Raw genomic sequence first — 21,557 nt, 5'->3', positions numbered from 1 at the left:
CATTCAGAAGCGACAGAGGCGATAACATCCTATTTGAGTGCCGGAAACGAAAAAGCGGTTGTCCTCAAAGACCATGCAGATCGAGAAACTTACGGCGGAAATTGACGGAGAGCAAATTCACTTCTCGCGCCTTGGGGCTGGCCGTCCGCTCTTGCTGCTGCATGGATTGCTGGGCGGATCGTTCTGCTGGCGGCGGAATATGGAAGCACTTTCACTGCGGCACACCGTCTATGCGGTCGATCTGCCGGGCCACGGAGAAAGCGATGCGCCACGCCATCTGGACTGCTCCATGCCGGCACAGGCAGACCGCGTTTTGTCCCTTATGGAGCGTCTTAAGCTTGAGGAAATCGATGTGCTGGGGTGCTCGTGGGGTGGTGCAATCGCAATGCTTCTTGCCGCCAAGAGCGCAAAAGTGCGTTCTCTTGTGCTGGCCGCGCCGGTAAATCCCTGGTCAACTCTGGGCTTGGAACGTATACAGTTTTTGAAAGGGCGTATAGGAGGAACTTTCCTCAGGATGGTTTGGCCCTTTTCCCGTCCTCTCTACCATACAGCGCTGGCCAGGATGTACGGCGATCCCGAGCGCCTTCCGCCTGGAACCGTGGAAGGATACTGTTCCCAGGTAATGCGTCCAGGAAGGGTGAATAACATCCTGAACACCTTGCGCAGTTGGGAAAATGACGTGACTACCTTGAGCGCAGCGATCCCGCGAATCAAGGCGCGGTCTCTTTTGATCTGGGGAAGCCGCGACAGCGCGGTGGATGTTCGCTCTGCGGAGCCTCTTAAGCAGGCCCTGCCGGACTGTCAGCTCAAAGTGATTGAAGGCGCGGGTCATCTTCCCTTTGAAGAGACGCCGGATGAGTTTAACCGGCTGGTCTTGGATTTTATTGACCAGCAATGATCAACGATCCGCAATGACATATTCTGGAGGGGCGGCACGATCTGGAAAGCACTTTAGGCACTATCAGGATTTTGCAGGGTTGTGCCACACTTATGGCGAGCGATGCGTGAATTTTTTAAATCGACATGGGAGAGCCTTGATCGGGAAGCATGGCAGCGCTTTTTCATGGCGGTAGCCGGCCTGGGATTGGCGTTTGCGGCGGCGGTATTTTCATCGGTGGCGCGGGAGCGCGGCAACCCCGTGGCCACGTCGATTTTTGCCATTACGGCGTTGTGCCTGGCCCTCATCGTTGGGTTACTGACCGTGCCTTTTCTGGCGCGCCGCGTGGCTGCCGCCCGCATGAAAGATGCCTTTGACTACGAACTGACGCGTGAAGGCATTGTCTATATCGTCGTCCTGGTCATTATTGCAATCGCCGCGCTCAACACCGCGAACAATCTTTTGTGGATTGTGGAAGCGGCCATGCTGGCCGCAATTGCGGTTTCAGGCATCGGCTCGGCCGCGGACCTGCGGCGGCTGGAGCTGGATGTGGTGGTGCCTAAAAACGCTTTTGCCAGGGTGCCGGTACAGTTGCGCGTGAACCTGATCAATCCGCGCCTGTGGATGCCGGCGTTTTCCGTGAAAGTCTTTACCCCGGTGGACAAAAAGCAGCAACGGCGCGGCTGGGAATGGAGCAAGACCGAGTTTGTCTTTCCCAAAAAGAAGCGATGGCTGCGGATGCCGGACTACACGCTGAGCCGCAAAAATCCGCCGCCGTTCCAGCCCCCCATTTTGACGCGGCCTGTCTATTTCACGTATGTGGCTGCGCAAAATACGGCCGGCACCGAACTGGAAGTAACATTTCCGCGCCGCGGCCACTATAGCCAGGAAGGATTCAGCATTGCCACGCGCTTTCCGTTCTCCTTCCTGATCAAGAGCCGCAAAGTTGCGCTGGAGCGCGATCTCATTGTTTATCCTCCGCTGCTGGAGCCGGACGATTTTCTTGATGTCCTGCCTATGATCACCGGAGACTTTGTTTCCTTCATGCGCGGACGCGGCACAGAGCTCTACCGTATCCGAGAAGCAACGCCGCAGGACCCCGGACGCTTTGTCGACTGGAAAGCCACGGCCAAGACCGGCCAGCTCAAAGTGCGTGAGTTCACACGCGAAGACGAGCGGCGCCTGCGCCTGGTATTTGATAATCCTGAGCCCGGACGCGTCGCGTCTCCGGCGTATGAGCACGCTGTTTCCCTGGCGGCGTCACTAGCCTGCCATTTCAATACTGAAAACATCGATCTCTCTTACGCCGGCTCCTGTTACGATGGCGGCCTGCATCTCGCGGACTTTCTACGCTATCTCGCCACCGTCCAGCCCGATAGCCGCGATCCTCAGTTTCTCGATGCACTGCCGGTTTCTCAGGACTACAACGTTATCCTGACCTCGCGTACGCCCGGCACCCTGCCCAGCGCACTGTGGCATAGCTCTTACGTTATCTACATGTGAGCAATTAGCAGAACCCCAAAAACCTGACCGCTGATAACACTGATTGGCACTGATTGAACGAATGATTGCATCCTAAGCGTTTGCTGATCAGTGTCATCAGTGTTTATCGGCGGTCAGGTTTGCCTTTCTCGCTCCGATTCCTCATTTCCTCCGTGTTTCAAGATTTTGGTTTTTCTTTTTCCCAAATCCGCGTTCATCAGCGTCAATCCGCGGTAAGAATCGCTTTGGCTAATTGCATTTTTGCTATTTGCTATTTGCCAGTTGTCTTCTTCTCTTCCCGCCATGCCTTGACCGCGTTCACAAACTGGCGGGCCACGTCGGTCGCGCCCAGCGGGCCAGAAAATGGACCTTCGCCTTTGCCGGAGACAAGGACCATGGTGGTATTTTGGTGACGCAAAGCAAACGGATAGTCCCAGGCAAACGTGTAGCCGACGGTGAGCACCGTATCGGCAACACGCGCGTCTTCCACAATATGGATGTTCAGCTTTGCAAAATCCTCATTGTTACCCAGCGCTGCTTTCATCTGGTCGCTACCGAAATATTGTGCGTCTTTCGCATCCACATACATGGTGTGAAAGTTACGCAGGATGTAGTCGTGGTCCTTGGAATTCTTGAGCAACACAGACGGATCAGACGCGTCTGGATTGGCATGGAGCTTGGGCTCAGGGTCATAGCGCTGAGTGCGGGCAGCTTCTTCCTGAATTGCACGCGCGCGTAGTAAGGCTTTATAAGCGGCTGCGTCCTCAATATCGTGACCTGATGGTTCATTATTGATGATCACAACATTGGTTCCCGTTGGGACACAATGGGTGTCCGTGGGCGATCCGGGATTGCCTTCTTGGACGACGCAGTGGGAACCATTCTTAATCGGTTCGCTCTTAACGGGCTGATTGCTCTGCGTAGAAGCGTCTGGTTTGGACTGGTTGGCGTTCTGATCCTGCGCGAAGCCTGCAAATGTCGCACAAAACAGAAAAGCTGCAAGAATGAATTGGGTGGTCTTAGTGTGAAGCCGCATGGGTTGATTTCCTCCTGCGGCCATCGTGTTCGCACCGCGAAAAACTCACAATGCACAGCCGGTAAATTCGTCATCAACTGCGGATCAAGAGAAGGTCAACTGCTTTGGATTGAATGGCTTGTAGTTGGGTGGGGCCATGCGATACTTAGGTCGTATGAGCCAGAACGGAAAAATTCAGTAATGCCAGGACGCCGGTCCATTTCTTCGCGGGAGTGGGGCGCTGTCACTATCCTGGGATTTTTGCTTGCCATGGTGACAATGGCTGTGGCCGACTCTTTAAGCTCAGACAAGGCAGCGCTCGTCGTACTCGCGCCGGGATTTTTTCTTCAGAAATTGGCAGACGTTGGTGGCCATGACGAAAACGGTCTCTTCCTCCTCTTTCTGGGGCAATTCCTTTTCTGTAGTGGCATTGTTCTTGCGATTTTCGTCGCCATAAAACTCTGGCTGAGGCGCCAACAACGCTAAAAGACATGCCGCCCCGTCTAGACGCTACGCAGCCGCCGTAGCTAGATTGCTACTTTCTGTCTTGCGATCAAGGCCGATATCCTGTTGAAAGCCTTATTGTGCCCATGACGACTCACACGCTCCTCAACAAGAACCGAATTGCGCCTTTCTGCGTTTTGCTGGCGGTTATGCTCGCCGGCTGTGGCAAACCTGCGCCTCAACCGGGTCCGCAACCCTCGCCCGCCAAGCCGGCAGCGCAAGCCAGCCCTATCCCTTCCGCCGATGACATGGAAGCGGGCGCGGCCATGTTGCGTATCCTGAATGTTGCCCATCGCAGTGGCGGGATCATGCTGCGCGGCCAGTGCGGCATCTTGGGCGTAACTGAGTCCTATCGTATGCAAACGCCCGTGACCTTCGAGCCTCTGGATAAAGCCCTGCAGGAGATATCGGCCAAACACCAGACTATTTACTGGCGTGAATCTCCGGCCAGCGGCATACGTGTGGCAGATAGCGACATCAAAGGCAGGCTTCTGCGGGTAAAGCTCAGGGAGTTTCGCGTGATTGAAGATCGCGAGCCTGACGCCGTGATGGCGGCCTTATGGCGCGCGCCGGAAATCACATCATTTTTGCGCAGAAACCACATCCACTTCTTCCATCGCGTCGTTACGTCCAGGAAAGTCATTTCGCCGCCCATGATCGTGGAGATAAAGAACGCCACCGTGGCAGACATTCTGGATCGCATCGCTGCCGGCTATCGCTCTGACCCGCCGAAAGTGTGGATCTATCGCGAATGTGAGGACAAGAAAGAGACTCTGGTGGACGTGCAGATGAAATAAGTCAGAGAGATTGCCAAAATCGCCGAAATTGCCAAAAATGCCAAAATTGCCAAAATTGGAAAGCAAGACCTCGCCAAGGAACAACACGGATCACACGGATCTCTAAACAAATCCAGCAGAGAAATCCCGTGCAGATCAGTGTCATCAGTGGAATCAGTGGTAAAGGGTTCACGGTTTTCCTCGTGTTAACTACTTTGCTACTCCCTTGCGGGACGGATTCCCGCTATGCTGCGTTCAGTGGCGATGCGCATGACAGTCCTGGCGAGCGGCAGCAGAGGAAACTCCACTGTGCTTTCCAGTTCCAGCGCCAGCATCCTGGTGGATGCCGGTATCTCCTGCCGGGAGACGCTCAAGCGCATGCACACCGCGGGTGAAGATCCGCAAAAGCTCAAAGCCATTGTGATTTCGCATGAGCACCAAGACCACGTCGCCGGACTGCAGGTCTTGGCGCGCAAACTGAAAATCCCTGTTTACATCACTGAAGCCACATACCATAGCTGGCGGCGCGCTACCAAAGATCCTGAAGGCAAGCCGGCCAAACTGGAGCGGCGCGAGCATTTTCAGGTTGGCCGCAGTTTTGAGATTGCCGACATCACCGTGACGGCATTCACCATTCCGCATGACGCGGCTGATCCCTGCGGCTTTACCTTCAAAGCCGATGGCGTAAAAATCGGCATAGTCACTGATCTGGGCTACCTGCCCTCCAATGTGAAAGACCATCTGAGGCGCTGCGATGGACTGATGATCGAATCCAATCACGATCTGGAAATGCTGCGCAATGGGCCGTATCCATGGATGGTCAAGCAACGGGTCATGAGCCGCGTGGGCCATCTTTCTAACGCGGCATTGGCTGAATTCTTTGAAAAAGATTATGACGGCCAGGCGGCTTTTCTGGTTCTGGCCCATCTTTCCGAGCACAATAACCACCCTGAAGTGGCCCGCGATACCGCCAATAAGGCCTTGGGGGGAAAATTAAACCTTTTTCAGTCCTGTGCCCTGACCCTGGCCCAGCAGGACCACCCATTGCAGCCTCTCTGCCTGGGGTGAGAAGATACCTGTACAGAACCTTAATCTAGGATGAGAATAGGTTAAGAACCATTGCCCCATTTTGGGCGGTTCGAGGCTTTTTGAATTTAGCAGTCAGGCAAGTCGATGAGCAATATGTGCAGTGATCGCGTAGTTGGGGACATTCTCGCCGGCTGGCGATATGATATCTCAGGCTTGGCGCCGGAGATGCGCGGCGACTATGAAGCGCATCTGACCGAATGCGCCCATTGCCGCTCCCGCCAGGTCCTGCACCGCACAATCGACATTGGATTGATGATCGTCGCCGGCGTTTCCGCTGTCATGTTTCTGGTAGCTTTCGGCGCGGTACGGCATTTTTCTCCGCGGCATGCGCTGGTTCTGGAGTTGATCGCTCTGGCCGGCTTTCTTTTCTTCAGTGTGGTATGGCTCATCGTCGCTGTGGCCACACCCGCTCCGGTAGTTGTCGCGGATGTCGCTCGCATTCAAGCCCGCCGCATCCATGACCGGCTGCCCAGCCAGATTCGCGAGAAGCTTCCGGAGATCACGCAGGAATTCCTCAAAGAAAGACAATAGTCCTTTTCGATTTTCATCCCGGTCACCGCAAAGACTGTTTCACGAAAAAACCACCCGTGATTGCAGGTGGCTTTTTCGTGAACAAGTTATGTTTGTGATCTATTGCTGCTGCCAGATGTAACCCACAATACCTTCATCCTTCCAGCCCTGTCCCTGAAATTGCGATTTCTCGCTGGCGGAGGTGGTGTAAAAATGGCCGCTGCCATCGGGGCTCGAAAGGCGATAAAGCGGCTGTGTGCCGGGAGCCTGTGAAGTGGCGATATAGCCAATGATGCCGTTATCACGATATCCATGCGCCTGCATGGCGGATTCCTCATTGGCGGCCTGCGTCAATAACGTGTCGCCAGTGCTGCCGGTCATGCGATAGAGCGGAACCGTGCCTGAACCCTGGCTGGGGAGAAGGTATCCGGTTGTCCCTTCAGCGTGGAAGCCATTGGAATTCTGTTCACCGGCATTGTTGGTATAGAGATGCAGGTTGCCGGTGCTGTTGGCGGAGCGATACAACGGGACTTTGCCGTTGGCCGTGTAGCTTGGACTCTGAGCGGGCGCTGCGCCGGCGTTCGCATTCACGTCAGGCGCGGTAGCATTGGCGGTTGCTGCCGACTGGAACTGTCCGGCTGTGCGCAGGTCGCCATCGCGAGTGAGGATTTGCCATTCATAAGTCTTTCCCGGCTCCAGACCCGTCAGTTGCAGAGAGTGGCTGGTGCCTCCACCCGACGCGTAAGCGGATTTCCATGCGCTGTTGCTGCCCGCGACGCGATAACGAACATGGTTGGCTCCTGCTGAGTTCGTGGTCCAGTTAATGGTGGCCGTGCTGCCCGTGATGTTGGTGATGGACGGCCCGGATGTGATCTGGACCGCTTTCTCACTAGCCTGATCCATGGATTTCTGTGCAAACAATGGCGCTGCCGATAACATCAGCGACAAACCTAAGAGCGTGAGTGTGCGTTTCATACTTTTCGTCTCCTATACCAGCGGAAAATACAATCTAGAATTTTTGCGCGACGAAGCGGCTCTGCTCGTGAAACCCGCACCAGCCGAAAAGGCATGTATGCGCACGATTTTCAGATTTACTTAGTTCGAAGGGAGTAAACAGGTTGCGGGTTGCACCTTGAGAGCTGGATAAGCAGAGTAGAAGCGGCTTTTGGTATTTGGCTCTTGGTATTTGGCTCTTGGTGCGACACCCAAAGCAGCTCGCGCCTCTGGCTCTGAGGCCTGCAACCTCGGACTCTGTTTGGCTGAGGCATCAGGGTGAGCCTCTGGCAAACTAAAAGGCAATACAAAAAGGACAGCCACCCACAAAAGGGGTGGCTGCCCATGTTCTTAAGAACGATGTGCCGGGCTATTTGTTTTCCTTCGGTAGCTACTGCTGCGTCCAGATGTAACCGGCGGGGCCCAGTTCCTGCCATCCACGGCGGAGGAATTGGCGGCGCTCGCGCTCAGAAGTGGTGAAGAAATGGAGGCTGCCATCCTGGTTCACCAGCGCGAACAAAACTTGAGTACCGGGCATTTGCGTGGCTGCTACATATCCCAGAATGCCGTCATCGCGATAGTTATAGCTTCTCATCTTCGCGACTGCATCCTGCTCCACGGTAAGCAGCATGTCGCCATTGGGACCATACATGCGATAAAGCGGAACGGTGCCTCGCCTCTGTGACGTCAGGATGTAACCCGTAGTTCCTTCAGCATGGAAGCCACGGCGATTCTGCTCATTGCCATTCGTTGTGTATAGATGGATGCTGCCATCGCGATTGCTGGCTCGATACAACGGTACCCGGTTGCCGTAATCTCGCGCGTCATAACGTCTATCGCGGTCCCCATCGTGGTCATGATCTCTATCGCGATCCCGGTCGCCTTCCCGATAGTCGCGGCGAGCTGTTTGAAATTGTCCTGAAGTGCGCAGATCGCCGTCACGCGTGAGGATCTGCCAATCATAGGTCCTGCCGGGCTGAAGCCCGGTGAGCTGAAGGGAGTGGTTGGTGCCGCCACCCTGATGATAGGCCGATTGCCAAGCGTCATTGCTGCCGGCCACGCGATAGCGCACATGGTTCGCGCCGGAGAAATTCGTAATCCAATTGATCGTTGCCGAGTCGTCCGTAACATTGACGATATCCGGACCGCGAACAATGCGGACCCTGCGTTCATCGTCATCATCCATCGGACGTTGCGCGAATGCCATTACCGTCGACAACATCAGCAACAAACCTAACAGCGTGAGTCTGCTTTTCATATGTTCATCTCCCCTGCTAATCATGCCTCAAGAACCTTTGTCGAGAAGCGATGGAGTGGGGTATCCAAAATCCTCTCCACCGTGTAAACCCCATAAATATCTGTTTGTTGCAGGATTTAAAGCCTTGATTCATCTGGCGCAAGCAGCCTAAGTTTATACGTGCAGAGCCGACTGCGAATAGATGCCGGAAGGTCCCTATACTTCCAGCGTCCCGATAATGTCGGTGATCCGTTTCACGCGGTTTTCAAAGCACCAGCGCTGCAACCCGTCGACGATCTTTTCCGTGGCGCAGGGGTCCCAGAAATTTGCGGTGCCTACCTGCACGGCTGCTGCGCCCGCAAGCATGAATTCCACGACGTCTTCCGCCGTGGTGATTCCACCTATGCCGATCACGGGTATTTCTACTGTATGTGCGGCTTCGTAAACCATCCGCAGCGCGATTGGCTTGATGGCAGGGCCGCTCAATCCGGCAGTGATGTTGGAGATGCGCGGCTTGCGCGTCTTGGCGTCAATCGCCATGCCGACGAACGTGTTTACCAGCGAAATGGCATCAGCGCCTGCGTTTTCCGCCGACTTGGCCATGGCGGCAATGCTGGTCACGTTGGGTGAAAGCTTCACAATCAGCGGTCTTAGCGCGGCCGACTTGCAGCTGGCCACCAGCTCCTCCAGCAGAGTGCGGTCCGTGCCAAACACCATGCCACCCTCATGCGTGTTGGGACATGAAACATTCAATTCATACGCGATGATCCCATCGGCTTCATTCAGGATGCGGATTGTCTCGACATAATCCTCGCGCGAGTAGCCAAAAACGTTGGCGATCACCACCACATTTTTCTTCACTGCCAGCTTGGGCAGTTTTTCTTCAATGAAGGCGCGCGCTCCAATGTTCTGCAGCCCAATGGCATTCAACATTCCGGCAGCGGTTTCAAACAGACGCGGCGGCGGGTTCCCGACCATGGGTTCGCGGGAAAGGCCCTTGGTCACAAATCCGCCCAGCTTTTCCAGCGTGACGATGTCGTCAAACTCAATGCCATAGCCAAACGTGCCGGCGGCGGCAATCACCGGGTTCTTGAAAGTAATACCGGCAAAACTCACGCTCAGGTCGGGTTTGCGGCCGATTGCTGTGTCCTGGGTTGCGGTAGCCATTGCTCTCTAGTGTAGCAATTCTGTGCTCTGGGATTGGCAATCTGCCATCTTGTAAACCCATGCTGCGCACATCGCACCCGCTGATGCCCCCGATAACACTTCAATCAACACGAGCGGCCACGGAGCAGACGCTTGCGGCATCGGCGACGAGGAGAGTGTATGCTTGGGTTGAGCCAGGTGGCCTAGCCAATGATGGTCACTATCAGGGCGATCAAGGCTCGCCGCACAAGGCGGCACTACAAAACAAGAAAAACCGGGGATCACTATCGGGATCGGAAGCACGGAAAGTGAAACAAACCTAAGCCACAAAGACTCGCTCGGAGGAAGAAATGCCTGCTTGGAAAGGAATTATTGGGAAAGGGTTCAGCGCATCAGATTTTAGCGACTACGTTCAAACCGTTGAACTGATTTCGTGGCGTCCGCAATTTATCGTTTTGCATAATACCTACATTCCTAAGCTTGCTGATTGGCATAAGGTGCCAGGAGAGCGGCGAATGCAAAATCTTCAAGCTTATTACCGGGACACGCAAAAATGGTCAGCTGGACCACACTTGTTTGTAGCTGATGACTTGATCTGGGTATTCACTCCGCTGGACACTCCGGGAGTCCATTCTCCCTCCTGGAATGCGATCTCATGGGGCGTGGAGTTAGTCGGGGACTATTCCACAGAAGATTTCAGTCCAGCCGTTCAGGCTAATGCAGCTTCCGCACTGGCTAGTCTTTATTCTCTCGCAGGACTCAGCCCAGACAATTTGAGATTGCATAAGGAAGACCCTCACACCACTCACAAAAACTGTCCCGGCTTAAAGATCGTAAAAAACGATGTGATTACATTTGTATCTGCTGCGCTAGCAGAGATGCATCCGGGAGAACACACTCCTGGCGCCGTTGGCTGATCGGGGAGACCTTAACTGGATGACAGGTCCAGCGGTTTACCGGCACTTATGCCGGAGAGTGTATTTTGCCCGATCCTGGCGGCCTGCTTTTATCAACATCAGTATTCCCTCTTACACAAGCGCCCGCCGGGTATTGTCCTAATTGTGCGTTGAATCTTTGTGCGGCTCCGCAAAGTAAGGCCGCCAGCGGGTCACTCTGTAGACTCCAGCTGCTTATCGAATAAAGGCAGCACCTTATAGCGGGGCAATGCGCGATCAACCATCTTCATGAATTGATCCCACTTGTCCGACGCCTTCATTAGGGAGGTCACGGATGCTAAGTGTTCCCGCAGTTTGGGATGGCCTACATCCTCGGTTAAGCGCTGGAATAATTTGTGCTTTAGCTGGCCTTTCTCATTGCGCGGAGTTTGTGCGCGAAGTTCTTCGAGAACCCCCGGTGCGAGTCTCGAATAAACTAGGTCGTTTGTAAGATGGCCGATGTATTGCGGTTTCTTGACGCTGCCCGTATACGCAAGCCCACGAAGCCTGAACAGTTCTTGATAGAACTCCGCCGGGAACGTCTTAACCCACTTCCTCAATTCCTTCGCAACAAACGCCTCAAGGATCTTCGCGAGTCCGTCTCTCGCACGATCTGCCTGATAACCCGTAGCTTCATCGACTAGCGCGATAATTCCAACCCGCGCAAAACCGCGAACCAGGATTTCGCACTGCGCGGCTATGCGCTCATACCGCTTCGTCAGCTTTCCTTGTTTCCGCGCTTCGAGAACTGCATCGCAAATGTCCGCCAGTATTGTCGCCTCGTAACCCAAGGCGCGAGTCCCTTGCGGAGTCCTGAATTCAATAGGCCCGAAGGCATCACTACTTAAATTATTAGAAACAAAAGGTTTAAGTCGATCTTGGCTCGCAAATTTGGCAATTCGGTCCCCGCCTCTGCTGGAGCCTCCGCGCGTCATTCCAAGCGCATCTAGCATTCCAACTTGCGCTAGTACTCGGCGACCGTCAGACAGGACGTACGCTGGAATCATCAAATTGCCAATTCTCAGTGGGCTATCGGGTGAACCGTGCGTAGCTTGGGGAACCTCTGTTAATTTTCCTTCTTTACGCCAGCGTGCCTCCACAGCAGTTCTGGCGATCTCACTTCGCCTTTTAGAAGTGAGCGATTCGGCCCGTGCTTTGCCGCCCTTGGAAGCTCCCAACTGGGAAAGTTCCTTCGCGGCTTCTGAGGTTAGTTTGAAAGGTTCTTCCTTCATGAGACTAATCTATACTTGCCCGAGAAAGAATTCAAGATATTTGTTGTCTTCATGCCCGGGCAAGCATGCATCCCCGTATGGGCTCCAATCGCGCAGTTCTAAAAGCGTTTGCTCGTCCAACTGCATGTCGCCAAGAAGGAACGGGGCGGCCTGCAGCCCATAATGAAACTCATCTCTGCCTCCGCGAAGGATCGGTGCTAAGCAGAGGCTCGCCGTGAGATAATTTTGTTAGATAAATCCATCAGCGTAAGCAGGTCCCAGTGAAAGCATTTTCTCGATTGCTCATTCTTTCGTCCCTCATTCTTTTGTCGCTCACCGGCCTGGATTGCATGTCTCAGGCCAAGCCAACAGATATTGCCGCCAAAATCGAGCGCCAGATTCGCGCGACCTACAAATTGCCGCCGGAGGTTCCGGTCGCAATTGGCCCGCTTGCACCCAGCCCTGAGTGGCCCGGATTCGACGCATTCACCGTTACCATTGGTGAAGGAGAGCGCAAGCAGGATTTTCCGTTCCTTCTGGCGAAAGACCAGAAATCCATCGTGAGGGTAAACCGGATAGATCTTTCCGACGACCCGTACGGCGATGTGATGAAAAAAATTGACGTGCGTGGGCGGCCGGTCCGCGGGGCAAAACAATCCAAGGTGGTGGTGGTCGCCTATGACGACTTGCAATGCCCGTTCTGCACCATGATGCATCAGATATTGTTTCCCGAACTGCTCAAGGAATACGGCGACCGCGTAAGTTTTGTGTACAAGGACTTCCCACTGCCGAACCATGCCTGGGCAAATCATGCGGCGGTGGACGCCAATTGTCTGGCCTCGCAGAACCAGGATGCATACTGGAGTTTTGTTGATTCTGTCCACGCCAGCCAGCAGGAAATCAATGCCAAGGGGACGCAGGAATTGCGCCTGGCTGAGTTGGATAGGATCGCCATGCAGCAGGGCGCCGATCATAAGGTTGATGCCGCAAGCCTTCAGGCATGCGTGAAAACCCAGAACGATACGGCGATCAAGGCGTCTGTGCATGAAGGCGAATCACTCGGCGTGGACTCCACGCCTACGTTGTTCATCAACGGCGAGGAAATGTCCGGCGGCGTGGCTCCGCTTCCGCGACTGCGCGCGGCGCTGGATCGAGCGCTGAAAAATACCGGGCAGGCTGCGGCACAACCAGCGGCAAGCCAGTCTTCACCCAAAAATTAAAAGCGTTCGTTGTTGGAAGACAAATATACAAAAGGCCGCAACGCTCGCTGCGGCCTTTTCTTTACAATGCCTGTCTTAACCCCGGCTCAGCCGGCTTTGGCGGTCACCAGCACTGGATCTTCCGCCTGGCGCAAGACGGGCAAAGGGATGAAGCGAAGCGCCAGAACCAGTACTGCGGAAACCAGCGTCAATGCGGCGGTCCAATAAACCGGAATGTTCCAGCTTCCATACTTCTGGAAAAGCAGTGCGGCGATGCCACCGCCGCCGATGGAGGCGACTCCCTTGGCGGTATAGAGGAAGCCGTAATTCGAGGTAGCGCATTTCGCCCCAAAGTAGTCGCCAATGATCGCGGGGAAGAGCGAGAACATGCTGCCCCAGGTGAAATAAACGGCGATCATGTCCGCGATAAACCAGCCGTCGCGACTCAATCCAAGATAGGTTTGTCCCTGGCCCAATTTGCCGACTCCCACCACGCCAAGGAGGCAGCCGGCCTGGATGGCAAACGGTATCGCCATGGCCAATTCGCGGCCTACGAAATCGGAGAACGATCCCCACAGGATGCGGCCGGCGCCGTTGGCGACGCGGCTCCAGGCAACAGCGGCAACAACTGCCCAAGCGGCGATCTTGAAGCTCCGGCCTACCGGGGAGGCTTGCGCTGTGATCATGAGGCCGCCGATGGAGGTCAGAACAAAGCCGACATAGAGAATCCAGAAGTGCGGCGTCAACATCATTTGTCCGCTATTAAACTGCTGCGTGTTGCGCCGAATGCGCGCGGAAACGACCTTCTTTGCCGCCGGGGAAACCTGAAAGTCCGGCCCGGGATTGTGCAGGAACTGAGCGGCAATAATGATGACAAGGCCCTGTCCGATGCCGGTGTAAAGGAATGCGGATTGATAGCCGGACTTGGCCAGCAGCGGGGCAATAATCGTGGGAATGAACAGGGCAGAGCCCGCTCCAAACCCCGCGGTGATGAATCCGGAAACCGTGCCGCGGATATCGGGGAACCACTTGAGCGCGGTGGCAATGGAACCGCTGTAAACAAAGGCCGCACCGACTCCGGCAATCCCGTAAAAAATGTCGAGTTGCAGGACGGTTTTGGCGTATCCCATGGCGGTCCAGCCGATGCCAACCAGGACGCCGCCGGCGGTCAGGAAAATCCGCGGTCCGACGCGGTCAATGAGCCAGCCTTCGATCGGAGTGATCCAGGTTTCCAAAAAGATGAAGACGGTGAACGCGAATTGAATCGCGGTCAGGCTCCAAATAAACTGACCATGGGCGTCCCTGCCGTGAGCTTCCTGGAGCGGTCTCACGAAGAGGGTCCAGGCATATTGCAGGTTAGCTATCATAATCATAGCTATAACGGCGCTTCCGAACTGAATCCAACGCTTGCTCATACTTTTCCCCCTCGAAGATTAAGTTTTGTGCGCCGCCGCGCTACGGCGCTCAGCCAGTAACTTGGTACAAGCGTAAACACTGCGCGTGTGCGGCATGGGAAGGCCGATTCTTTCTCCTACCTCCAGCACCGCGCCAACAATCGCTTCCAACTCCAGCGGACGTCCTGCTTCCAGGTCCTGAAGCATTGAAGTCTTGTGCTCCCCGACCTTGGCTGCTCCCGCCATGCGCTGCTCAATAGAAACCTGCATCTTCACGCCCAGTTTCTCCGTCAGCGCTTCCGTCTCCTGCATGATGTTGCGAACAAGGTTTGTCGTCTCCGGGTTACTGAGCATCTGGGCCAGCGTTGCTCCGGTAAGCGCGCTGATGGGATTAAACGCCACGTTGCCCAGGATCTTCACCCAGATTTCATTGCGCAGATGCGTCGTAACCGGCGCACGCAACCCGGAAGCGATCAGCGCTTCTGCTATCTTCTTGATTCGCTCTGATCGGCTGCCATCGGGCTCTCCCAGTGACATCCGCGTGCCTTCGTTATGCTTTACCACGCCCGGCTCAATAATTTCCGTAGAGAAGTAGATCAGCGATCCGATCACGCGCCGCGCTTCAATCGCCTCTGAAACTACTCCGCCGGGATCAACGCGTTCCAGCCGTGTTCCGGCCAGTGGCCCGCCATCGCTCTGAAAATACCACCACGGAATTCCATTTTGCGTACTCACGACGGCAGTTTCCGGTCCCAGAACAGGCGCTAGTTGCTCCGCCAGCGGTGGCAGACCATGGGCTTTCACGCAGAGAAATACCACGTCCATAGGCCCAGCATCTTTCAAGTCGGCCACCAGTTGCGGATGCGCTACAAAATCATCGTCGGCGCTAATCACGCGCACGCCTTTTTCCTGCATGGCGCGCAGGTGCGGGCCACGAGCATGCAGGGTCACGTCATAACCCTGGCGCGACATCATTGCGCCAATGTACGCTCCTACAGCTCCGGCCCCGACAATCAGAAATTTCACTTCTCGCCGCCTGCAAATGCCGCAGCCACTGCGCGACGCTGTATTTTCCCCGTCGCGGTGCGCGGAATCTTTTCCACGATATGGACCTTCTTCGGGACCTTGAAATCCGCAAGGTGCTGCTTGCAATGTTCGATCAATGCTGTTTCTGCCGATGGTTCTTTCAGCACCACGGCCACAGCCACTTCTTCTCCCCATGTCGGGTGCGGCATGCCAAACGCCACGGCCTCAGCCACGCACGGGTGCGCCATCAGCACTTCATCAATTTCCAGCGGAGCGATTTTTTCGCCACCGCGATTGATCAATTCCTTGATGCGGGCCGTCAGATGCAGGTACCCATCGGCATCAATCGTGCCCTGGTCGCCGGTACGAAACCATCCATTGGTAAATGACTTGGCATTGGCCTCCGGATTGTTCTCATAGCCTTCAATCACGTTAGGGCCCTGGATCACGACTTCGCCCACTTCTCCGCTGGGGAGGATGTTGCCGTCATCATCCATGATCCCGACTTTTACACCGGTTCCGGGGCCGACCGACGCAGATTTGTGTGGCCGTGGCGGCAGCGGATTGGAACACATCTGGTGTGAAGCTTCCGTCATGCCATACGCTTCCAGCACTGGCACCTGGATGAGGTTTTCAATTTTTTCCATCAGCGCGGGTGAAAGGGCGGAACTGCATGAGCGGACAAAACGCAGCTTTTCAATTCCTTCTGGCTTCGCATTCAGTCGCGCAACCGATAGCTGATGGATCGTCGGAACGCAGGAATACCACGTCACGCCGTAATCGCGCACCGTCCGCCAGAAGCTCATGGGATTGAACTTGCCGGGGACTACTACGGTGCCGCCGGTCAAAAATGTTGAAAGCGTGCTTGCGACCAGCCCATGGATATGGAACAACGGCATCACGCACAGAGAGACGTCTTTTGCCGTCAGCCCGTAAGTGGCCGCCACGTTCTGGCAGGAGACGGCGATGTTTTTGTTTTTTAGTGGCACACGTTTCGGTCGGCCTGTGCTTCCGCTGGTATGCAAGACTAATGCCACGTCCTCCGGGCTGGGCGGGACAACCGGAACGCCTTTCGGCGCGCCCTCAATACTTACATTTCCCTTTTCATCCATCTGCACGGCAAATATTGGAATATTCAGGTGCCGCGCGGCGCGCTTGGCCTCCTCCGCGCCTTCCGGCGGGACCAGCAAAACCTTGGCGGAAGTGTCTTCCAGATAAAAGGTAAATTCCTCAAACCGGTAGGCAGGATTCAATGGCGCAGCAGTCCCGGCAAACGCTCCAGCCAGAAAAGCCACGATCGTCGGCAGGCCATTCGGGAGCACATTGGCTATGCGGTCGCCGCGCTTGATCCCAATCCCAGCCAGGGCCTCAGCCATGGTCTTTACCTGCTGGCGGAGTGATTCATACGTGATAGAAGTTCCTGTCTCAGGAATAATCAGGGCGGTGGCATTCCCGGGGGCAGCGTTCAACAGCGAAGGGAGGTCATTCATTAGAGCTTGGCTCCGGTGACAAGGGGGTCTGTTGCCTTCGTTCAGCTTTGGGCGGCAAGTATATACCAGATAAAACATGATGCAAGTAGTTGCCGTTTCGTCGTCCCATTGGCCTAAATCAACCGATAGCACTGGCTCAAAACCACCGGATCCTTTCTAAATCTCGAGCGTAGCGAGAGATCCCTATTGCCGAATTGAGGAGCGTCCAGGCAAACGATTTCTCTTTGCCGAAATACTTGAAAACAGAAGCTTCAGCGCAGAATGCAGCGGCAATAACTCACTGTTCTGAAACGTCTCTGCAAATAAACGGCCCTAAACATGCTGTGATCGACTAGAATCCTCACTCGGAGACCCTCAGAAATGAACACCAGAAAATGTCTCGCCGTTGCCTTGGTTTGCATATCTTCGGTCTGCATATCTTGGGTCTGTGTATCTTCTCTAATCGCCCAGACACGGCGTGGCACCGTGCCGCGCTCCGCCGCCACGGGTTACGCTGCCCACGCCTCGCAGGATAACGTCCAGATCGGCGCGTCACTGCTGACCCACAAAGAGCTGAAAAAAATCTTTGCCACTGACGTGAACCAGTGCTGTCTGGTGGTGGAAGTGGCCTTTTATCCTGCCAAAGATCCTAAAGACAATAAAGACCAGTTCGTAAAAATCTCACTCGATGACTTCATGCTGCGTGAGGCCGGCATGGAACTGGGGACCAGGCCCTCCACGCCGGATGTGCTTTCCGCGCGGCTTGAAGTGCAGCCGGTTGCGCCTGATCGCGAGCACCGCCCCGGCGTGACCAGTGGCTCAGACATCGGCTACGAAAGGACCACGCAGCAGAATGGCCCGGAGCGCACTACTTCCGGCGGAGTCGTTCAACGCTCGAGCGTGGGAATTGGCGTCCCGATTGGCGGCGGAGGAGGTTCACGTCTTCCAGAAAGCCGTACCGCGGAAGGCAATCGTCGCGCCATTGAAGCCGAGCTACAGGAAAAAGCGCTTCCGGAAACCAGCGCCTGGGAGCCGGTCGCGGGCTATCTGTATTTCTCCGTACCGAAAAAGAAAAAGGGCGGCTATGAGCTTGTCTATATGGTGGGAGACAAGAAAGTTGTGCTGCCGCTCAAGTAAATTGTTGTTCTCTCCCTGCATTATCTTTGCGGTCCTGAAAAACGGGACCGCAATTTTTTCACGACAAACAGATATTTGGACCTCCTTGATTTAAATTTCACCAAAGCACATTTTTTTACCCTGAATTTACAAATGGCCCCGTGCAGGTTGGTGAGCGCTTTTATGAACAAAAAACAAGCAAATTCAATCGCTTACACAAGGCAAAGACCTCCGACAGCAACTCTGCATCAAACATTACGGACGTGCCGTTACTCTGGCAGACGGCCATCCGCGGGGCGTAAAATTTTACTGAGACGCTTGGCTTTTCAGCGCAGCGGATTTGTAACTAGAGGCGTATCCCTATGGGAAAAATTTCATGTTTATTGTTTGGTGTGATCGTATTGATTGGGGCGGTTGGATGCGGTGGCGGAGGTTCCAGTACGCCGGCGCCAACCCCTACTCCCTCCAAAGTTTTCCCCAATGACGAGCAGTTGGCGCAAGTGGCCCCGGTCAAGCTGGGAACGTCTGGCGGGAACGCCAATGACCTTGGCACCAAATTCTGCTGCATCGGGACACTCGGCAGTCTCTGGACACATGTGGGCACAACCAACCCTGTGATCCTGAGTAATAACCATGTTCTGGATAGATCAGGGCTGGGCGCGGCCGGTGAAGCGATTAATCAGCCCCTGCAACTTGCCTGCACAGCGACGGGTGCACCACCGCCGCTTACTGTTGCACATCTTACCCAGGGCGCAGCGCTGAAGCCTGTGGCGAATGAAACTACAGGACCTTGCGCAACCGATGCGTCTAAAGCAGCCCTTTGTGGTCACGCTCCCAGCAACGTTGATGCGGCTTTTGCCGAAATCGTCCCAGGGCAGGTTGAGCTTTCCGGCGCTATCCTGGATTTGGGGCCTGTGGGAGCCACGAACATTTCCCCAGCGGCCCCATCCGCCACGATTGGCGCCCCTTCGTTGGGCGAACCGGTGGGAAAGAGCGGCAGAACGACCGGGCTTACATGCTCCACTATCCAGTCACTGAACGATACGATCTTGATAAATTATGAAGGAAAATGCGGCGACACCAGTAACGGTATCGCTCCCGCTTTTACCGCGTATTTCAACAACCAGGTCACGATCAGTGGCGGAAGCTTTAGCGCCGGAGGCGACTCGGGATCATTGGTCGTTGATACAAACACGTCCAGGCCCGTGGGTTTGCTTTATGGCGGCAATAACCTGAGCACGGTGGCCAATCCAATTCAGGATGTCATCACGGCATTTGGCGGACCAGCGGCCTTTTCCATCGTCGGCGGCGGTGACCACGCCGTGAGCTGCGCCAAGACAGCATCGGCTGCAGGAACCCAGGTAGGAACGGCACAGTCCGCTCTCGTGCCTTCTGAACTCCAACGTGTAAAAGCGGTGCAGCAGCGCAGGGCCCAGTCACTGATGCGGGACTTTGGGGTTGCTTCAGTCCAGACAGGCGCCAGCGCGGACAATCCCAATGAAGGCGCGCTCATGATTCACATATCCGGAAAGTCCATTCCGGCGATTCCGCCCGTGATTGACGGAGTACGCACACGCCTGGTCTTTGACGATCCCAGCGCTCTGGCACAACTTCCGCAGGTAAGCGCCAAGCAACTTCAGGATGCCACTGCCATCAAGGAAGCGCACGTTTCCGAATTCCTGGGCAAAGGAATACAGGGCATTGGCGTTGCCGTTAGCGGTGACAATCCGGCTGAAACTGCAATCGCGATTTTTGTGATCAAGGGGGCCGCACACCCAGCAATCCCCGCCACGCTGGACGGAGTGCGAACACGGGTCTTTGAAGGCGATCTCTTCAAAGCCTATTGATCGACTCGATCATTTATGCCATCAGCCCTGGCTGCAAGCCGGGGCTTTTCTTTTAGCCAATCCCCAACTCTCGCGCGGCTTGCTTTGCGATGTCCGCCATCGCGCTCACCGGAGCGATGCGGATAGCATTCTGCTCCAGCGTTTCCCGGGCAAAGGTGACCGATTCATCGTCGGAAGGTAGATCGTCCTCCACAATAGCCGTGAGAAATGTCTGCTTGTTTTCTGCTTTGCGAACCCCCTGGACAAGCTGCGGGAAACTGAAAGCCAGCACTTTGGCGGCGTTCACATCGGTGTTAAGCGTTACGGCATGAAAGAGTTTCACCGTGCCGTTGGGACTATACCCACAATCAATCTTGAGCGGATCGCCGGTACGCGTGTAGCGCGAAACCGGAATTTTCTCTTGCATCAGTGGCCACACGCCAGCAACCTCGAATTCGGAGCGCATCCGCGCTACTATCGCCACGCGCGCACCCGGCTCACGCGCTGATTGGCGACGGCGTGGACGCTCCAGGTAAAGCCGCGCCAGTTCATCAGCTTCAGTCACCGGCGAGGCAGCCAGGCATGCCTGAAATTCCGAAGGCTGGATGGCGTTGGAAAAAGAATCCTGTATGCGGCGGAGGATGAGGTCGTAATCGCCATTCATCTCACGCAACTGGTTGCGCAAATCATTTTCCAAGGCTTGCAGCATTTCCACGTCAGCGTCAGGATCAAGGCAGAGCACGCGTGACCAGTCCCGGGTAAAACGCACCTGGGCGCCACCAGCGGGCGGCAGCAGCACCAGCCCCACGTTGATGAATTCATTTTTGACGGCATCTGGCGCGTAACGAAGGACGAAGAAGCGACACTGAAGCCTCTCCGCCATTACTGCACCGCCGATTGATTGGCTGTCGCTCTTACCTCAGCTGCGTGGCCCCAACCGGAGAATGGCTGGCGCGTGGAATTGCGAAACGCCGTAATCAACTCCCGCACTTTGCTTCTGCGTTCCACGATCGTTGCCGTCAGGGTTTCCATCTCTCCCCAATCGTTGCCTGTCCACGCTGGCGGTACTGTGCCGGCGATTTCATGAATTAACGCGGGATCCATGTTCTCCACCCGGCTGAGCCACGGTTCAAATGATTCCCAGCCGCTCACGCCCTGATAGACAAAGTTGCGCGCGTAAACGCCGCGCAACGCTGAGTCAGGGAAGTTCCATTCTCCGGCATTGAAGCAATAACCCTGGTCAATGAACGTCGCGGTATATTTCCGCTCGTTAGTTTTCTTCCAGAACACAGCCTGGCGTCCATTGGCGTTTCCCAGCCATTTATCTACCACCAGCATACCGGCAAACGCGGCAATGTTCTTCACTTTCGCGAACATGCTTTCCGGAATGTAGTCAAAGACCTGGCCTTCAGCCGGATCGCAAACATAACGAGCGCCGAATTGAAGTCCGGGCTTGCATTGTGACGAAAGGCCAGCCTGATCGATGTGTAGCTCCTGCGTATTTTTGATCAGCCATTCGCGTACTTCAACGATCTCAGTTACCGGTACTGGCAGGCCCACGCTTTCCGCCAGACGTGTTGCCAGCAGCTCATTGGCCAGCACGCGCAGATGTTGCGGATTGTTCTGAAATTTGACGACGTAGAAATGGCCGTCATCGGCGCGCATTAAATGCGCTTGCGCTCCTCCGCGCATCCTTCTCACGTGCTGGACGGCTTCCACCGGCATGGCGGGATTTTAGCACTCAGCGGTCAG

The 21,557-nt window shown here is 55.3% G+C and carries 20 protein-coding genes; 9 read left to right on the top strand and 11 right to left on the bottom strand.

The features are described 5' to 3' along the window. The first annotated feature begins 73 nt into the window (after positions 1 to 73). Both LAO76_19605 and LAO76_19600 read left to right on the top strand, forming a co-directional pair. Complete coding sequence (locus LAO76_19605; GenBank protein MBZ5493128.1) at positions 74 to 898, top strand: alpha/beta hydrolase; 825 nt, start codon at positions 74 to 76, stop codon at positions 896 to 898. Between the two features lie 102 nt (positions 899 to 1,000). Then, the gene (locus tag LAO76_19600) at positions 1,001 to 2,380 is read left to right on the top strand and encodes a DUF58 domain-containing protein (GenBank protein ID MBZ5493127.1); all 1,380 of its coding nucleotides are present in this window, start codon (positions 1,001 to 1,003) and stop codon (positions 2,378 to 2,380) included. Positions 2,381 to 2,630: 250 nt separating this feature from the next. Here the strand turns inward: LAO76_19600 and LAO76_19595 are convergent, their stop codons facing one another. Together LAO76_19595 and LAO76_19590 are read right to left on the bottom strand one after the other, a co-directional pair. Beyond that, positions 2,631 to 3,395 carry a hypothetical protein gene (locus LAO76_19595; GenBank protein MBZ5493126.1) on the bottom strand — a complete coding sequence of 255 codons (765 nt, stop codon included), beginning with the start codon at positions 3,393 to 3,395 and terminating at the stop codon, positions 2,631 to 2,633. A gap of 282 nt (positions 3,396 to 3,677) precedes the next feature. Then, positions 3,678 to 3,851 carry a hypothetical protein gene (locus tag LAO76_19590; GenBank protein MBZ5493125.1) on the bottom strand — a complete coding sequence of 58 codons (174 nt, stop codon included), beginning with the start codon at positions 3,849 to 3,851 and terminating at the stop codon, positions 3,678 to 3,680. 113 nt (positions 3,852 to 3,964) lie between these two features. Between LAO76_19590 and LAO76_19585 the strand changes: the two genes are divergently transcribed. The 3 genes from LAO76_19585 (at position 3,965) to LAO76_19575 (ending at position 6,274) form a co-directional block, all read left to right on the top strand. Then, complete coding sequence (locus LAO76_19585; GenBank protein ID MBZ5493124.1) at positions 3,965 to 4,675, top strand: hypothetical protein; 711 nt, start codon at positions 3,965 to 3,967, stop codon at positions 4,673 to 4,675. Between the two features lie 243 nt (positions 4,676 to 4,918). Further along, positions 4,919 to 5,722 (top strand): MBL fold metallo-hydrolase, encoded by an 804-nt coding sequence (locus LAO76_19580; protein ID MBZ5493123.1) that lies wholly within the window; start codon positions 4,919 to 4,921, stop codon positions 5,720 to 5,722. Positions 5,723 to 5,827: 105 nt separating this feature from the next. Next, positions 5,828 to 6,274, top strand: a complete 447-nt coding sequence (locus LAO76_19575) for a hypothetical protein (GenBank protein MBZ5493122.1) — start codon at positions 5,828 to 5,830, stop codon at positions 6,272 to 6,274. A 99-nt stretch (positions 6,275 to 6,373) separates the two neighbouring features. Here LAO76_19575 and LAO76_19570 read toward each other — a convergent pair whose 3' ends face one another. The 3 genes from LAO76_19570 to LAO76_19560 form a co-directional block, all read right to left on the bottom strand. Next, positions 6,374 to 7,228: a fibronectin type III domain-containing protein gene (locus tag LAO76_19570; GenBank protein ID MBZ5493121.1), complete on the bottom strand. Its 855-nt coding sequence runs from the start codon at positions 7,226 to 7,228 to the stop codon at positions 6,374 to 6,376. A gap of 409 nt (positions 7,229 to 7,637) precedes the next feature. Beyond that, complete coding sequence (locus LAO76_19565; protein MBZ5493120.1) at positions 7,638 to 8,504, bottom strand: hypothetical protein; 867 nt, start codon at positions 8,502 to 8,504, stop codon at positions 7,638 to 7,640. Positions 8,505 to 8,699: 195 nt separating this feature from the next. Next, entirely contained in the window at positions 8,700 to 9,650 is a 951-nt protein-coding gene (locus LAO76_19560; protein MBZ5493119.1) for a dihydroorotate dehydrogenase, read from the bottom strand. Positions 9,651 to 9,979: 329 nt separating this feature from the next. Here LAO76_19560 and LAO76_19555 point away from each other — a divergent pair, with 329 nt between their 5' ends. Next, the gene (locus LAO76_19555; GenBank protein ID MBZ5493118.1) at positions 9,980 to 10,546 is read left to right on the top strand and encodes an N-acetylmuramoyl-L-alanine amidase; all 567 of its coding nucleotides are present in this window, start codon (positions 9,980 to 9,982) and stop codon (positions 10,544 to 10,546) included. 191 nt (positions 10,547 to 10,737) lie between these two features. Here the strand turns inward: LAO76_19555 and LAO76_19550 are convergent, their stop codons facing one another. Next, entirely contained in the window at positions 10,738 to 11,796 is a 1,059-nt protein-coding gene (locus LAO76_19550; GenBank protein ID MBZ5493117.1) for a P63C domain-containing protein, read from the bottom strand. Between the two features lie 260 nt (positions 11,797 to 12,056). Between LAO76_19550 and LAO76_19545 the strand changes: the two genes are divergently transcribed. Next, on the top strand, positions 12,057 to 12,995 hold the full coding sequence (locus tag LAO76_19545) for a DsbA family protein (GenBank protein MBZ5493116.1): 939 nt from the start codon (positions 12,057 to 12,059) through the stop codon (positions 12,993 to 12,995). Between the two features lie 86 nt (positions 12,996 to 13,081). On the opposite strand, the gene oxlT is transcribed toward LAO76_19545, so the two are convergent. Genes oxlT through LAO76_19530 form a run of 3 tightly spaced genes read right to left on the bottom strand, consistent with a single transcriptional unit; the run spans position 13,082 to position 16,884 of the window. Next, positions 13,082 to 14,389: an oxalate/formate MFS antiporter gene (gene oxlT, locus LAO76_19540; GenBank protein ID MBZ5493115.1), complete on the bottom strand. Its 1,308-nt coding sequence runs from the start codon at positions 14,387 to 14,389 to the stop codon at positions 13,082 to 13,084. Positions 14,390 to 14,407: 18 nt separating this feature from the next. Continuing rightward, positions 14,408 to 15,394: a 2-dehydropantoate 2-reductase gene (locus LAO76_19535; GenBank protein MBZ5493114.1), complete on the bottom strand. Its 987-nt coding sequence runs from the start codon at positions 15,392 to 15,394 to the stop codon at positions 14,408 to 14,410. Continuing rightward, the gene (locus LAO76_19530) at positions 15,391 to 16,884 is read right to left on the bottom strand and encodes an acyl--CoA ligase (protein ID MBZ5493113.1); all 1,494 of its coding nucleotides are present in this window, start codon (positions 16,882 to 16,884) and stop codon (positions 15,391 to 15,393) included. The genes LAO76_19535 and LAO76_19530 overlap by 4 nt, the downstream gene beginning before the upstream one ends. 465 nt (positions 16,885 to 17,349) lie before the next feature. On the opposite strand from LAO76_19530, the gene LAO76_19525 reads away from it, so the two are divergent. Then, positions 17,350 to 18,000, top strand: a complete 651-nt coding sequence (locus LAO76_19525) for a hypothetical protein (protein MBZ5493112.1) — start codon at positions 17,350 to 17,352, stop codon at positions 17,998 to 18,000. Positions 18,001 to 18,341: 341 nt separating this feature from the next. Then, positions 18,342 to 19,826, top strand: coding sequence for a S1 family peptidase (locus LAO76_19520; protein ID MBZ5493111.1), 1,485 nt, complete (start codon positions 18,342 to 18,344; stop codon positions 19,824 to 19,826). 52 nt (positions 19,827 to 19,878) lie between these two features. Here LAO76_19520 and LAO76_19515 read toward each other — a convergent pair whose 3' ends face one another. Together LAO76_19515 and LAO76_19510 are read right to left on the bottom strand one after the other, a co-directional pair. Next, positions 19,879 to 20,688 carry a DUF3037 domain-containing protein gene (locus LAO76_19515; protein ID MBZ5493110.1) on the bottom strand — a complete coding sequence of 270 codons (810 nt, stop codon included), beginning with the start codon at positions 20,686 to 20,688 and terminating at the stop codon, positions 19,879 to 19,881. Continuing rightward, positions 20,688 to 21,530, bottom strand: a complete 843-nt coding sequence (locus LAO76_19510; GenBank protein MBZ5493109.1) for a phosphatidylinositol kinase — start codon at positions 21,528 to 21,530, stop codon at positions 20,688 to 20,690. Before LAO76_19510 ends, LAO76_19515 begins: the two co-directional genes overlap by 1 nt. Positions 21,531 to 21,557: the final 27 nt, after the last annotated feature.

It is taken from the genome of Terriglobia bacterium (genome assembly GCA_020072645.1).
Classification (GTDB): domain Bacteria; phylum Acidobacteriota; class Terriglobia; order Terriglobales; family Acidobacteriaceae; genus Angelobacter.
This window is presented reverse-complemented; position numbering and strand designations above follow the sequence as displayed.

What these genes read in the sequence shown, in the direction of transcription:
- LAO76_19605 (MBZ5493128.1), top strand. Translation starts at nt 74, where the DNA reads ATGCAGATCGAGAAACTTACGGCGGAAATTGACGGAGAGCAAATTCAC.
- LAO76_19600 (MBZ5493127.1), top strand. Translation starts at nt 1,001, where the DNA reads ATGCGTGAATTTTTTAAATCGACATGGGAGAGCCTTGATCGGGAAGCA.
- LAO76_19595 (MBZ5493126.1), bottom strand. Translation starts at nt 3,395, where the DNA reads ATGCGGCTTCACACTAAGACCACCCAATTCATTCTTGCAGCTTTTCTG.
- LAO76_19585 (MBZ5493124.1), top strand. Translation starts at nt 3,965, where the DNA reads ATGACGACTCACACGCTCCTCAACAAGAACCGAATTGCGCCTTTCTGC.
- LAO76_19580 (MBZ5493123.1), top strand. Translation starts at nt 4,919, where the DNA reads ATGCGCATGACAGTCCTGGCGAGCGGCAGCAGAGGAAACTCCACTGTG.
- LAO76_19575 (MBZ5493122.1), top strand. Translation starts at nt 5,828, where the DNA reads ATGAGCAATATGTGCAGTGATCGCGTAGTTGGGGACATTCTCGCCGGC.
- LAO76_19570 (MBZ5493121.1), bottom strand. Translation starts at nt 7,228, where the DNA reads ATGAAACGCACACTCACGCTCTTAGGTTTGTCGCTGATGTTATCGGCA.
- LAO76_19565 (MBZ5493120.1), bottom strand. Translation starts at nt 8,504, where the DNA reads ATGAAAAGCAGACTCACGCTGTTAGGTTTGTTGCTGATGTTGTCGACG.
- LAO76_19560 (MBZ5493119.1), bottom strand. Translation starts at nt 9,650, where the DNA reads ATGGCTACCGCAACCCAGGACACAGCAATCGGCCGCAAACCCGACCTG.
- LAO76_19555 (MBZ5493118.1), top strand. Translation starts at nt 9,980, where the DNA reads ATGCCTGCTTGGAAAGGAATTATTGGGAAAGGGTTCAGCGCATCAGAT.
- LAO76_19550 (MBZ5493117.1), bottom strand. Translation starts at nt 11,796, where the DNA reads ATGAAGGAAGAACCTTTCAAACTAACCTCAGAAGCCGCGAAGGAACTT.
- oxlT (MBZ5493115.1), bottom strand. Translation starts at nt 14,389, where the DNA reads ATGAGCAAGCGTTGGATTCAGTTCGGAAGCGCCGTTATAGCTATGATT.
- LAO76_19530 (MBZ5493113.1), bottom strand. Translation starts at nt 16,884, where the DNA reads ATGAATGACCTCCCTTCGCTGTTGAACGCTGCCCCCGGGAATGCCACC.
- LAO76_19520 (MBZ5493111.1), top strand. Translation starts at nt 18,342, where the DNA reads ATGGGAAAAATTTCATGTTTATTGTTTGGTGTGATCGTATTGATTGGG.
- LAO76_19515 (MBZ5493110.1), bottom strand. Translation starts at nt 20,688, where the DNA reads ATGGCGGAGAGGCTTCAGTGTCGCTTCTTCGTCCTTCGTTACGCGCCA.
- LAO76_19510 (MBZ5493109.1), bottom strand. Translation starts at nt 21,530, where the DNA reads ATGCCGGTGGAAGCCGTCCAGCACGTGAGAAGGATGCGCGGAGGAGCG.